8 protein-coding genes are annotated in these 13,468 nt (G+C 72.5%); 7 read left to right on the top strand and 1 reads right to left on the bottom strand.

Annotated features, from left to right (window positions below):
* Nucleotides 1–124: 124 nt before the first annotated feature.
* Nucleotides 125–2,290, bottom strand: coding sequence for a RecQ family ATP-dependent DNA helicase (locus tag ACIQ1J_RS13130; protein WP_403556778.1), 2,166 nt, complete (start codon nt 2,288–2,290; stop codon nt 125–127).
* A 143-nt stretch (nt 2,291–2,433) separates the two neighbouring features.
* Here ACIQ1J_RS13130 and ACIQ1J_RS13135 point away from each other — a divergent pair, with 143 nt between their 5' ends.
* The 7 genes from ACIQ1J_RS13135 (at nt 2,434) to ACIQ1J_RS13165 (ending at nt 13,423) form a co-directional block, all read left to right on the top strand.
* Nucleotides 2,434–3,987, top strand: a complete 1,554-nt coding sequence (locus tag ACIQ1J_RS13135; protein ID WP_403556780.1) for a DUF4192 domain-containing protein — start codon at nt 2,434–2,436, stop codon at nt 3,985–3,987.
* 196 nt (nt 3,988–4,183) lie between these two features.
* The gene (locus ACIQ1J_RS13140; protein ID WP_403556782.1) at nt 4,184–6,367 is read left to right on the top strand and encodes a glycogen debranching N-terminal domain-containing protein; all 2,184 of its coding nucleotides are present in this window, start codon (nt 4,184–4,186) and stop codon (nt 6,365–6,367) included.
* A gap of 130 nt (nt 6,368–6,497) precedes the next feature.
* On the top strand, nt 6,498–7,256 hold the full coding sequence (locus tag ACIQ1J_RS13145; protein WP_345636512.1) for an NUDIX hydrolase: 759 nt from the start codon (nt 6,498–6,500) through the stop codon (nt 7,254–7,256).
* Between the two features lie 123 nt (nt 7,257–7,379).
* Complete coding sequence (locus ACIQ1J_RS13150) at nt 7,380–9,428, top strand: ATP-binding cassette domain-containing protein (protein WP_403556784.1); 2,049 nt, start codon at nt 7,380–7,382, stop codon at nt 9,426–9,428.
* A gap of 161 nt (nt 9,429–9,589) precedes the next feature.
* Nucleotides 9,590–10,477 (top strand): sporulation transcriptional regulator WhiH, encoded by an 888-nt coding sequence (whiH, locus tag ACIQ1J_RS13155; RefSeq protein ID WP_403556786.1) that lies wholly within the window; start codon nt 9,590–9,592, stop codon nt 10,475–10,477.
* A 423-nt stretch (nt 10,478–10,900) separates the two neighbouring features.
* A complete protein-coding gene (locus ACIQ1J_RS13160; protein ID WP_403556788.1) occupies nt 10,901–12,433 on the top strand; it encodes an RNA polymerase sigma factor in 1,533 nt (510 codons plus the stop codon).
* 135 nt (nt 12,434–12,568) lie between these two features.
* Nucleotides 12,569–13,423: a S1 family peptidase gene (locus ACIQ1J_RS13165; RefSeq protein WP_403556790.1), complete on the top strand. Its 855-nt coding sequence runs from the start codon at nt 12,569–12,571 to the stop codon at nt 13,421–13,423.
* Nucleotides 13,424–13,468: the final 45 nt, after the last annotated feature.

The raw sequence follows: 13,468 nt of genomic DNA on the forward strand, positions 1-13,468 counted from the left end.
GGACCGACGACCGTTATCGGATGATGCGCGCCCTATATCCCTACCCAGAGCGCACCCGGGTGACGCACGGGACGCCCCACCCGCCGCCGCGCTTGGGCCCGACGACGTGCGCCGCGGCCGGCGATCAGCCTTGCACGGCCAGGACCAGTGGCAACACCCCTCGGGCACCGGCACGGCGGAGCAGCCGGGCCGCCACCGCGAGGGTCCAGCCGGTCTCGGTGCAGTCGTCCACGAGCAGAACAGGGCCCTCGAGTCCGGTGAGCGTGGTGGCGAGGGCGGACGGGACCGTCAGCGTGCCGTCGAGTGCCTTGAGTCGCTGCGCGCTGTTGCTGCGGGACGTCCTGGATACCTCGCCCGTGTACTCGACCGAACCGAGCAGCGGCAGCCGGCCGACCTCGGCGATGCGTGCACCGAGAGAGTGGATCAGCTGGGGCCGGGTGCGCGAGGCGACGGTCACCACCCCGACGGGGCGCGGCCGGCCGTCGGCCGCGTCCGAGGCCCAGCCGCCGGGACTCTTCGCCCAGTCGGCGAGCACAGCCACGACGGCCTTCGCGACGTCGTCCGGCACAGGACCGTCCGGCGCCTGGGCCGAGAGCATCGGTCGCAAGCGGTTGCCCCAGCCGATGTCGGACAGCCGGCCCAATGCCCGGCCCGGCTCCGCCTGTTCTCCGGCCGGAATGCGCCCCTTCAGCTCGACGCCGATGGCCGGAAGCCCGGTCGGCCACATGCGGCGGGGTTCCACCTCGACGCCGGCCCGGCCCAGATCGACCCGCGCGGCGTCGAGGGAGTCGGTGGAGGTGTCCGCGGTGAAGCGCGGGCCCGCGCAGTTGTCGCAGTGGCCACAGGGCTTGGCACCCTCGTCGTCCAGCTGGCGTTGCAGGAACTCCATCCGGCAGTCCGTCGTCGAGGCGTAGTCGCGCATCGCCTGCTGCTCGGCCTTCCGCTGCCGCGCGACCCAGTCGTACCGCTCCGCGTCGTACGTCCACGGCTGCCCGGTCGCGATCCAGCCGCCCTTGACCCGCTTGACCGCGCCGTCCACGTCGAGGACCTTGAGCATGGTCTCCAGGCGGGAGCGGCGCAGCTCCACCAAGGGCTCCAGAGCGGGCAGGGACAGGGGGCGCTCCGCACCCGCGAGGATGTCGAGCGTGCGGCGCACCAACTCCTCCGACGGGAAGGCCAGCGAGGCGAAGTACTCCCAGATCGCCTCGTCCTCCTTCCCCGGCAGAAGGAGCACCTCGGCATGCTCGACACCGCGCCCGGCACGGCCGACCTGCTGGTAGTACGCGATGGGGGAGGAGGGCGAGCCCAGGTGCACGACGAAGCCGAGGTCGGGCTTGTCGAATCCCATGCCGAGCGCGGAAGTGGCGACCAGCGCCTTGACCCGGTTGGCGAGCAGGTCGTCCTCGGCCTGCTGCCGGTCCGCGTTCTCGGTCTTGCCGGTGTAGGAGGCGACGGTGTGGCCGCGCTGCCGCAGGAAGGCGGTGACCTCCTCGGCGGCGGCCACGGTGAGGGTGTAGATGATCCCGGAACCCGGGAGCCGGTGGAGGTGGTCGGCGAGCCAGGCCATCCGGTGCGCGGCGTCGGACAGTCGCAGCACGCCCAGGCTGAGGCTCTCCCGGTCCAGCGGGCCGCGCAGCACCAGCGCGTCCGACGTACCGCCGGTGCCGAGTTGCTCCGCCACGTCGGCGGTCACGCGCGCGTTGGCGGTGGCGGTGGTCGCCAGGACGGGCACACCGGGCGGGAGGTCGGTGAGCATCGTGCGCAGCCGCCGGTAGTCCGGGCGGAAGTCGTGGCCCCAGTCGGAGATGCAGTGGGCCTCGTCCACCACGAGCAGCCCGGTCGCGGCGGAGAGCTTGGGCAGCACCTGATCGCGGAAGTCCGGGTTGTTGAGCCGCTCGGGACTCACCAGCAGAACGTCGACCTCGCCCGCGGCGATCTCCTCCTGGACCGCGTCCCACTCCTCGGTGTTGGAGGAGTTGATGGTCCGGGCGCGGATGCCGGCCCGTGCCGCGGCCCCGACCTGGTTGCGCATCAGCGCGAGCAGCGGGGAGACGATCACGGTGGGCCCGGCTCCCCGGTCGCGGAGCAGCGCGGTCGCCACGAAGTAGACCGCGGACTTGCCCCATCCGGTGCGCTGGACGACCAGGGCCCGGCGCCGGTCGGCGACCAGTGCCTCGATCGCCCGCCACTGGTCCTCCCGCAGCCGGGCCGTGCCGGAGGCGTCCCCGACGAGGCGGGCGAGGACCGTGTCGGCGGCTGTCCGGAGATCCGCGTTGCTCGTGTGCTCCATGCGTTACATACAACAGGACGGGACTGACAGCCGGGCGGTGGGGCGGGGCGGTGCGGTCACCGGGCGCCGCCGGGTGGCGTGTCCCTGATGGGAGTTATCCACAGGGCAAAGCGGAACTTCTGAATCCGCGAGATCGTCGGGCCATGACGAACCACAGCGAAGCGACTGGATCCTCCGAGAACGGCGACACCCCGGGCCCCGTGCGGCCCGGCCGCACGGCCCGCACCGGGTACGACGGCCCCGGCGACGAGCACCAGGTCACCCTGCGCACCCCCGCCGAGTTGGCCGACGCCCTGCCATACCTGCTCGGGTACCGACCCGAGGACAGCATCGTCCTGGCCGCCCTGCGCGACAGGGACGGACGGGGCCGTTTCGGGGGCCGGGCCCGGCTCGGCATTCCCGCGAACGCGGACGACTGGACAGGCGCCGCCGGACAGCTGGTCCACGGGCTGGTGACCGGCAGCGAGCGCCGAGGCGTGAGGCCCGAGCAGATGGTCGCCTACCTCTGCCAGGAACCGGCGCGGGGCGAGACCGGCCGGGAGGTGATGGAGCGACTGCGGCCACTGGCCCAGAAACTGCGCGTCGAGTGCGGCGCCCTCGACGTACCGGTCGTCGAGGCGCTGTGCATCTCGGCGGGCCGCTTCTGGTCGTACTGCTGCGACGAGGAAGCCTGCTGCCCGGCGGAGGGCATCCCCATGGGGATGCCGGGCACGTCCGTGCTGGCCGCGGCGGCCACCTACGCCGGTATCCAGGTGCGCGGTTCGCTGAGCGAGCTGCGGGCCAGGTTGCTGCCCCGGGAGAACGCCGCGGCCCTCGAACAGGAGGCAGCCCTGGACGCGGCCGCCGTCACAGTGGTCTCCAGGATCCTCGATGACGCCGGGCGTTCGGAGGTGGCCGAGGAGACGCTGGACCTGGCGCGGCGGGTCATGCGACGCCTCACGGACGCCCTGCCCGTGTCCGGCGTGCCCGCCGAGGATCTGCGCGACGACCAACTGCTCGGGCACGACGAGGCGGCGGCGTTGATCCTCGGCCTCCAGGACCGTACGACCCGTGACCATGCGGCGGAGTGGATGGAGGGTGACGAGGCGGGACCCGCGTTGCGCCTCTGGCGGGCCCTGGCCCGTCGCTGCGTCCGCTCCTACGGCGAACACGCGGCCGCGCCCCTCACGCTCGCGGGCTGGGTCGCGTGGTCCGCCGGCGATGAGCTGGAGGCCCGGGAGGCTCTGGCCATGGCACTCGGCGCAGATCCCGACTACCTCTTCGCCCGGCTCCTGCACCAGGCGTGCAACGAGGGCCTCGATCCCGAGTCGGTCCGCCGCTGCCTGCGAGCGGAGCGCGGGGGCCGCGGAGGCGGAGGCGACGCCTCGGGCGGGGGAGAGCAGGCCGACGGGCCCGCGCACCGCCGGCCGGCCGAGCCCTCGTCCGCTTCGCAGGCGCCACCCGGCCGCCGGCGCCGCACGGGCTCCGTCGTCCCGGCCGATGGAGCCCGACGCCGTGCGAGGGCGCAGGGCCGTGAGCCGGGCGGGAGGATCGGGCGTCCTCGTACTCCGGCGGGTGGTGAACGCCCGGGCGGCGCACGGACGGCCCGAACGCGGTCGCACGTCTCGGGGGCAGAGGCCAGGGGCCGGAAGGAGACCTGCGTGGAAGGGGCAAGTGCGGGGGAGCACGCGACTGAAGGGGGCGAAGGGCGAGCTTGACGGGGGAGGCGGTCCGCGGCGCGCACCCTCATATGCCGGGCATCCCCGCCGCAGGCGTGACCCGGAGGACACCAGCTCCGTTCACCTGAGTGGCGGAACGCCCGGACCGGTCGGGACGCCGCACCGCAGCCGTCCGGCCGGACTTCACACGGCGCCGTTCCGCCAGAGGCGCACCGAGCAAAGAGGGAGCCCTCCCATGCACCAGCCGACTCCGCCCTTCGCCGCCCCGGACACCTCTGCCGCCGGAGGGAGGACCACGCTGCCGTCCCTCGCCGTCTCCTTGGCGCACGCCAGGAGCCGCGGCTCCGGGCAGGGACAGAACCTCGGCCCGCCGACGGCCCGCACCCGGCCGGGGGCGCCGCTCTCGTCGGCGTGGCCGGGCACAAAGGGGGTGACTCCGCGGAGTGCCCCGTCCGCGACGTTCCGCAGATCCGGGGAACTGCCGCCCGCTCACAAGACCATGATCGGCGTGGCCCTGCCCGGCCTCGTGATCTCCACGGAACATGGGCAGCTGACCGGCCTGGGGCTGGAAGGGTTCTACCGCGCGGGCCGACGCCTGCTCTCCCGGTGCCGCCTTCGCGTGGCCGGGCGTGAGCCCCTCCCGTCGCAGGCCCGGATGACAGACGCCCACCGTGCCCGCTTCGTGGGGACGCTTCGGACGTCGTCCGCGCCGGGGCCGGACCCGGACGTTATGGTCGAGCGGACCCGGGACGCCGACGGTACGGAGCGAATCACGCTGCGCAGTTGGTCACCCCACCCACTGCGGCTGCCGGTCGAGGTGGACCTCGGCACGGACCTGGCCGACCTGGGATCGATCGCCGCCGGCCGCGCGGGCCCCGCCCTGTCGGCCAGTGTCCACGCCTCCGGGCTGCGGTGGTCCGGGGCCGGAGGCGGCGCTTCGGTCACAGCCGTTCCGCCGCCCGCCGACGCACTGGCCTCCGCCGGACTCCTGCGGTGGGAGTTCCTACTGCCTCCGGGCGGCAGCACGAGCCTCGAACTGCGCGTACGACCGGACGGCGTGGGCCCGCTCCGGGCCGTGGGCCGCACGGCGGCCGACCCGCTGGCCTCCGCGCACGCCACCGGCGACGACCCCGCGGTCCCCGCCCTCCTGCGGACCAGCATCGAGGACCTCAGAGCCCTGTTGCTGCGCGATCCCGCACACCCCGCCGACGTCCATCTCGCGGCCGGCGTTCCCTGGCGCTGCGGTCTGGCCCCCGCCGAGGCTCTCGCCGCCGCGCGGATGACACTTCCGCTCGGCACCCGGCTCGCCGCCGGTACGCTGCGCGCCCTCGCCCGCACCCAACACCGTGGCCCCGGCCCGCGCTACGGCATGATCCCCGGACCCAGACGTGACACCGGCCCGCACCTGCCGCCGGGCTGCACCGGCACCGAGGCGACCCTGCTCTTCCCCGTGCTCCTCGCGGAAGCCCGCCGCTGGGGGCTCTGCGAACACGAGACGCAGGAGCTGATGCCGGCCGCCGAGCGGTGTCTGGCCTGGCTGCGCACCACTGCCGGGGACGGCACGTACGTACCCGATCCGCACCCGGGCGGCCCCGTCCGATGCGATACTCAGGCTCGAGCCCACCGCGCCGCCCTGCTCGGTGCCGAACTGCTCGACGACTTCGGCAGACCGGGCGGTGACGGACTGCGGCAGTTCGCCGGGCGGCTGCGGACGTCGTTCCAGCGGGACTTCTGGATCGACGACCCGGCAGGCGGACGGCCCGCCGCTGCACGAGCCCCGGACGGTCGCCTCGTGCCGCACCTGAGCTCGGCAGCGGCTCACCTCCTCGACACCGGGCTGCTCGGTGGTGGCGCTCCGGCTCCGGGCCTGCTGGACCCGGTGCAGACCGATCGACTCGCCCGGCTGCTGGGCAGTCCGGCCATGGACTCGGGCTGGGGTCTGCGCGGACTGGCCGAGAAGGAAGCGGGATACAACCCCTTCGGGCACCGCGCCGGGGCGGTACGAGTCCAGGAGACGGCGATCGCGGTGGCGGGTCTGGCCGCTGCCGGTCACGAGAAGGAGGCGGGCTCGCTGCTGCGCGGCGTAGTGGCCGCGGCGGGCACCTTCGGGCACCGCCTGCCGGAGATGTACGCGGGCGAGCAACGCACCGACGCGGGCGCGCCCCTCCCGCACCCGGCGGCCTGCCGCCCCGCCGCCACCGCGGCCGCCGCCGGTGTGCTGCTGCTGACCACGCTCGCGGGCATCCGCCCCGACGCCCCGGCCAAGACCGTCACCCTGCGTCCCGTGCGCGACGCGCCTCTGGGGGAGCTCGGACTCACGGGGCTGCGCGTCGCCGGAGCGCCGTTCTCAATCCGGGTCAGCCGACTCGGTCTGGCCATGGTCGAAGAGGCCGCCGCCGGGCTGCAACTAGGAGCCTGACCTGGCAGTACGTGGCTTCGCACGGCGTCCGGGAGCCGGGCGGCGGGACGTGGGCCCAGCGACGTGGACCAGCCGACGAAGCGGTGGCGAAGGGAGTGTTTATCGTCAGGCAGACGACTATGATCACCGCATGCCCTACGACCCGTCAGCGTTTCCGCCCTTCGCCGTCACTGTGGACCTGGTCGTGCTGACCGTTCGCCGCCACTCCCTGTGCGCGCTGGCGGTGCGCAGGGGCGAGCCGCCGTTCCAGGGCCGTTGGGCCCTGCCCGGAGGTTTCGTGCGGGCCGACGAGGACCTGGCGCAGGCGGCGGCGCGGGAGCTGGCCGAGGAGACGGGGCTGTGCGTCCACGACCCGGTCGAACCCACCCAGGACAATGGCGCCCACCTTGAGCAGCTCGCGACGTACGGCGACCCCGAGCGCGACCCCCGGATGCGCGTGGTCAGCGTCGCCCACCTCGCGCTCGCTCCCGACCTGCCCGCACCAAGGGCGGGCGGTGACGCCAGCAACGCGCGCTGGGCGCCGGTCGAGGAGCTGCTGGAACAGGCTGGTTACGGCCATGACGGCGAGCCGGTGGCGCCGCTCGCCTTCGACCACGCCCAGATCCTGGCGGACGGGGTGGAGCGAGCCCGCTCCAAGATCGAGTACTCGTCGCTGGCCACCGCGTTCTGCCCGCCCGAGTTCACCGTCGGGGAGCTGCGGCGCGTCTACGAGGCGGTGTGGAGCGTGGCCCTCGACCCGCGCAACTTCCACCGCAAGGTGACGGGCACGCCGGGCTTCCTCGTCCCCACCGGGGGCACGACCACCCGCCAGGGCGGCCGTCCCGCTCAGCTCTTCCGGGCCGGCGGCGCGACTCTCCTCAACCCCCCGATGCTGCGCCCCGAGGTGTGACGGCGAGCCCGGGCAGGAACCCGGGGCGAACGGCGAACGAGGGATCGACGGGGTCCGTCACTCCGTGTCCGCCGGGCCTTGCCATGCCCGAAAAATCGGATATAGCACGCTATCTTGCTACGGGTGATCCAGGCCTTCGGACTGACCAGCAACCCCCGCAAGGAGCTTCCGCCCGCCGTCGACGACGTCTCCTTCGACGCGCGCGCGGGCCACGTCACCGCACTGCTCGGAGCAGCGGGCGCCGGCAAGACGACGGCGCTCAGACTCATGCTCGAACTCCAGCACGGCCGTGGTCTCACCTATTTCAGAGGCCGGCCCCTGCACCGCATCGCCCACCCCTCACGTGAGGTCGGAGTCCTGCTGGGCGATGTGCCGGGGCACCCGTCCCGGACGGTTCGCGGCCATCTGCGCATGCTGTGCGCGGCGGCCGGGGTTCCCGTCCGGCGGGCCGACGAAGTCCTGGAGTCGGCCGAACTGGTGGGCCTGCGCGGCGAACGCCTCGGCACCCTTTCCCGCGGTGTGGACCGACGCCTCGGACTGGCCTGTGCTTTGCTTCCCGATCCGCACACCCTGGTGCTCGACGACCCCGCGGGAGCGCTGTCCGCCCATGAGGCCCGTCGCGTCCACGACACGCTGCGTGCCCATGCCGCCCAGGGCGGCACCGTCCTGTTCAGTACGGCGGATCCCAAGGAGGCCGCGCGTACCGCCGACCACGTCGTCACGCTCGAAAAGGGCAGAGTCGTCGCCGATCAGGAGGTGGCGGACTTCTCCCGTACGCGTCTGCGCCCCCGCGTCGCGGTCCGCAGCCCGCACGCCGCCCGGCTCGCCGCCCTGCTGGCCAAAGAGGCGCGCGCGGCCCGCCGTTCCGTGGAGGTCGTGCGCGAAGGCGGCAACCGCCTCGCGGTGTACGGCAGTACGTGTGCCGACATCGGTGAGACCGCGTTCCGCCACGGGATCCTCGTACACCAACTGGCCGACGAGATCGGTGACATGGGTCCGGGGGCGGGCGCGGTGCCGGCAGCCCGGCAGCAGGATGCCGAAGACAGCCGGGAGCCCGGCGCGGGGAACCCGACCGCCGCCCCTCGCCCGTCACCCGCAGACCCACCACCCTCGGCCCCGGCCCCGCCCCCGGCCGCGACCGCTTCCGGCGGAGGCGACCCGCGCCTGTTTCCCCGGGACGAGCCGCTCGACAGCCCGCAGCCCGAGGGCCCACAGCCGTCCCCCACCGGGCCCGCGGGCGATGTCTCCGGGGCCGAGTCCGCCCACACGCCACCCGCCCACACGCCACCCGCCCTCACCGCCCCCCGGCACACACCGCGCCCGTTCGCCGCCCTCACTCCCGCCGCAGCGGACACCCGGAAGGCAGCGTCCTCGCTGCCGCCTCCCATCTCCGTCCGCTCCGCCCCCAGCCCTCTCAGCCCACTCCGCTACGAACTGCGCCGCGCGGTCGGCATCAGCACCGGGTTCGTCACCGGCGCCGTCGTACTCGTCGTGTCCGCCGTCACCGCTGTGGTCCTGGCGCGCGTCGGGCACACCCCGCAGCCACGCCTCCTGGCCGCGTGGCCGCGGGAACTGCCGCTGCCGCCCGCGGCGCTCGGGGCGGGGCTGCTCGGCGCGCTCGCCTTCGGTGACGAGTTCCGTCACCCCGCCCTGGCGGCGGACCGGGGCACCGTGCCCCGCCGAATGGGGCTGCTGACCGCCAAACTCCTCGTATCCGCGGCCACCGCGCTGGTGCTGGCCGCCCTGACGGTCGGCTGCGACGCCGAAGTGCTTCATCTGTTCTACGGACAGGAGCTCGCGAAGGTTCCCGCCGACTGGCCCGCACTGACCGCCGGTTGGCTCGGACTCGTCGTCGGATGCGCCTGGTCCGGTGTGCTTGCCGCGGGCGTCTTCCGCTCCACCACGGCCGGGCTCGCCGCCGTGGTCGCCGTCCCCGTCCTCGTCGTACCGCTCGTACAAAGGGTCTGGGCGGGCCCGTCCGTGCGGACCGCCGCAGGCTTCCCGATGAGGGTGCGCGAGGTTCTCCTGACGCAGTGGCCGTTCGGTGGTGAGCGGTATCTGGCCGAGGTGCTGCGCATGATCGTCCAACCCGTCGGCAGCGCACTGACGTTGTCGCTGACCGCTCTGCTCTGCGCATACCTGCTCATGACCCTGCGTAGCAGGGCCCGATGACCTCCGCCTCACCCTTCCGGTCCGACCGTGTGCGCAACTCCCCGGGGAAAGCCCATTTCTTTCCGATAAGGCGTCAATTGCGACGGGGTGAGCGATCACCCTTTCGTGTGCTTTTCACCAAAGACCTCAAGGGAGTTGAGGACGACGCCGACAAAGGATGCGTGACTACCCTTGCGCACACCATGATGACCGCCGCCCGCTCCGCCGACTCCGGCCTCGCGAACCCGGGCGAATTCGACCGCTACCCCTACGCCGAGGCGCCCGCCGTCGACCGCGTCGGGGTGCCTGCCTGGGAAGGGGTGGAGCCCGAGCTCGGCCGCGTGGGCCGGCGCACCGCGGGCAACCGCGGCCGCGGACTGCACGGACAACTCGTCCAGCAGCTCGGCCAGATGATCGTTTCGGGCGACCTGGGCGCTGACCGTCCGCTGGTGCCCGAGGAGATCGGCCAGCGTTTCGAGGTGTCCCGCACCGTCGTCCGTGAGTCCCTCCGCGTCCTGGAGGCGAAGGGACTGGTCAGCGCCCGCCCGAACGTCGGCACGCGCGTACGTCCCGTCACTGACTGGAATCTCCTGGACCCGGACATCATCGAGTGGCGCGCCTTCGGGCCGCAGCGCGACAACCAGCGCCGCGAGCTCAGCGAACTGCGCTGGACGATCGAGCCCCTCGCCGCGCGCCTCGCCGCCGGGCACGGGCGCGAGGACATCCAGCAGCGTCTGTCCGACATGGTCGGGATCATGGGCCACGCCATGGGGCAGGGCGACGCGCTCACCTTCTCGCGTGCCGACGCCGAGTTCCACGCGCTCCTCATCCAGATCGCGGGCAATCGCATGCTGGATCACCTCTCCGGGATCGTCTCCGCCGCCCTCCACGTCTCCGGCGGCCCGGTCACGGGCTGTGACCGGCCGAACGACGTCTCGCTGGCGCAGCACGGCAGGATCGTCGACGCCCTCGCCACGGGGGACGGCGTGGCGGCCGAGACCGCCATGCGCCAACTTCTGACCGTCCACCCCGAGGTGGAACGCGTGGTGCCCGCCCCGCGCGAGCACTGACCGCGTTCCACCGCTACGGCGCGGGCCGGGCACGCCAGACCCCTCCTATGGCAGTGATCGGCCGGTTCGCCGGCACCGGACCCCGTGGAATCCTGTGATTCCGCGGGGTCCGACGGTGTGATGAGAGGCTGGGCCTCCCGGTGTGGTCAGGTTGTACTCGTAGGAGTCCCTGTTTATCCGTGTCTGGCTGATTTTGAACGCTTACGGGGTGTGACTCGGGCCACGCGGATTGGGCGTAACGCTCGTGGGAACAACGCGATGACCTAAGAGGTGACAGCCGCGGAGGGAATACGGACGCCGTTCATGGCGCTGTGTATCTCCCCGGCACGCCCGCGCCGTCGGCCCACTCCCAAGCCGGCGGTCGGCTCCTGTCCATCATGGATGGGGCCGGAAGCCGTTTTCCAACGTTCCGAGAGGTTGTTCGTGTCGGCCAGCACATCCCGTACGCTCCCGCCGGAGATCGCCGAGTCCGTCTCTGTCATGGCGCTCATTGAGCGGGGAAAGGCTGAGGGGCAGATCGCCGGCGACGACGTGCGTCGGGCCTTCGAAGCTGACCAGATTCCGGCCACTCAGTGGAAGAACGTACTGCGCAGCCTCAACCAGATCCTCGAGGAAGAGGGTGTGACGCTGATGGTCAGTGCCGCGGAGCCCAAGCGCACCCGTAAGAGCGTCGCAGCGAAGAGTCCCGCCAAGCGCACCGCCACCAAGGCGGTCGCGGCGAAGGCGGTGACCAGCAGGAAGGCCACCGCCCCCGCCTCCCCGGAGGCGCCCGCCACCGACCCCGCCGTCGAGGGAGAGGCGCCCGCCAAGAAGGCGGCGGCCAAGAAGACGACCGCCAAGAAGGCGGCAGCGAAGAAGACGACCGCCAAGAAGACGGCGGCCAAGAAGACGACCGCCAAGAAGGAAGACGGCGAGCTTCTCGAGGACGAGGCGGTCGAGGAGCCGAAGGCCGCGACGGAGGAGCCCGAGGGCACCGAGAACGCGGGCTTCGTGCTGTCCGACGACGACGAGGACGACGCTCCGGCCCAGCAGGTCGCCGCGGCCGGCGCCACCGCCGACCCGGTCAAGGACTACCTCAAGCAGATCGGCAAGGTCCCCCTGCTCAACGCCGAGCAGGAGGTCGAGCTCGCCAAGCGCATCGAGGCGGGTCTGTTCGCCGAGGACAAGCTGGCGAACTCCGACAAGCTCGCGCCCAAGCTCAAGCGCGAGCTGGAGATCATCGCCGAGGACGGCCGCCGCGCCAAGAACCACCTCCTGGAGGCCAACCTCCGCCTGGTGGTCTCCCTGGCCAAGCGCTACACCGGCCGCGGCATGCTCTTCCTAGACCTCATCCAGGAGGGCAACCTCGGTCTGATCCGCGCGGTGGAGAAGTTCGACTACACCAAGGGCTACAAGTTCTCCACGTACGCCACCTGGTGGATCCGTCAGGCGATCACCCGCGCGATGGCCGACCAGGCCCGCACCATCCGTATCCCGGTGCACATGGTCGAGGTCATCAACAAGCTCGCTCGCGTGCAGCGCCAGATGCTCCAGGACCTGGGCCGCGAGCCCACTCCGGAGGAGCTGGCCAAGGAACTCGACATGACCCCGGAGAAGGTCATCGAGGTCCAGAAGTACGGTCGCGAGCCCATCTCGCTGCACACCCCGCTGGGCGAGGACGGCGACAGCGAGTTCGGCGACCTCATCGAGGACTCCGAGGCGGTGGTCCCGGCCGACGCGGTCAGCTTCACGCTCCTGCAGGAGCAGCTGCACTCCGTCCTCGACACCCTGTCCGAGCGCGAGGCGGGCGTCGTCTCCATGCGTTTCGGTCTCACCGACGGTCAGCCGAAGACCCTCGACGAGATCGGCAAGGTGTACGGCGTCACGCGTGAGCGCATCCGCCAGATCGAGTCGAAGACCATGTCGAAGCTGCGTCACCCGTCGCGCTCCCAGGTGCTGCGCGACTACCTCGACTAGATCGCGGTCGTACAAGCGACAAGGCCCGGTTCCACCAGGTGGGGAACCGGGCCTTCGCGTTGACCAGCGGGTGCGCGGTCCGGCGGGCTGGATCACTCTGGGTGTTCCATCACCATCTCGGAGTGAGGAGCCTGCATGCGTCACCTCTTTGTCCGGGCACTGGCCCGGCCGCTGGTCCTGGCGGCCGCGGCGACCGCGATACCGCTGGTGTCCGTTGCCCCCGCGTCCGCCGACAGCATCGTCGTCGGAGGCTTTCCGGTCGAGGTGTCCGACAGCCCGTGGACCGTCGCCCTGTCCAGTCGTGACCGGTTCGGAGGTACGCGGGCGGGACAGTTCTGCGGGGGAGTGGCCGTCGGTCGCACCACCGTGCTCACGGCGGCACACTGCCTGGGCGAGGTGGTTCTCGGGTCGCCGCCCGAGCAGGTGCGCGATCTGCGGGTCGTCGCCGGCCGTACCGACCTGCTCTCGGACCGGGGCCAGGAGATTCCCGTCCGCGACGTCTGGGTGAACCCGGCGCACGACGACGTCAGCAACGCCGGTGACTTCGCGGTGCTCACGCTTTCCGGAGCCCTTCCCGCCGGCTCGGTCATAGGCATGGCGGCGGAGGGCGACCCCGCGTACCGGCCCGAGACGGGAGCGCTCGTCTACGGATGGGGCGACACCTCGGGAGCCGGGGACTACGCGAACGGCCTGCGGGCGGCCCGCGTGCGCGTGCTCCCCGACGCGCTCTGTGAGCGGGCGTACCCGGGAAGCGACGACGGGCGGTATCTCGCCGACAGCATGCTCTGCGCCGGGGAGAAAGTAGGTGGCCGCGATGCCTGTCAGGGGGACAGCGGGGGGCCGCTGGTCGCCCAGGGAAGGCTCATCGGGCTCGTGTCCTGGGGGAGCGGCTGCGGGCGCCCGGGCAGTCCCGGGGTCTACACGCGCGTCTCCGCCGTTCTGCGGACGCTGGGATGGGACTCCGCCTCGCGGCAGCGCGAGGGCGCCTGACGGCCCCTGAGAGCCTCGCCGGACACGAGCACGGGCGGCCGCCCC

Origin of the sequence: Streptomyces sp. NPDC097107 (assembly GCF_044762405.1) — a bacterium.
In the GTDB taxonomy this organism is placed as follows: Bacteria; Actinomycetota; Actinomycetes; order Streptomycetales; family Streptomycetaceae; genus Streptomyces; species Streptomyces thinghirensis.

Excerpts from the sequence above, each read along its gene's own strand:
- ACIQ1J_RS13135 (WP_403556780.1), top strand. The coding sequence starts at position 2,434 with ATGACGAACCACAGCGAAGCGACTGGATCCTCCGAGAACGGCGACACC.
- ACIQ1J_RS13145 (WP_345636512.1), top strand. The coding sequence starts at position 6,498 with ATGCCCTACGACCCGTCAGCGTTTCCGCCCTTCGCCGTCACTGTGGAC.
- ACIQ1J_RS13130 (WP_403556778.1), bottom strand. The coding sequence starts at position 2,290 with ATGGAGCACACGAGCAACGCGGATCTCCGGACAGCCGCCGACACGGTC.
- ACIQ1J_RS13165 (WP_403556790.1), top strand. The coding sequence starts at position 12,569 with ATGCGTCACCTCTTTGTCCGGGCACTGGCCCGGCCGCTGGTCCTGGCG.
- ACIQ1J_RS13140 (WP_403556782.1), top strand. The coding sequence starts at position 4,184 with ATGCACCAGCCGACTCCGCCCTTCGCCGCCCCGGACACCTCTGCCGCC.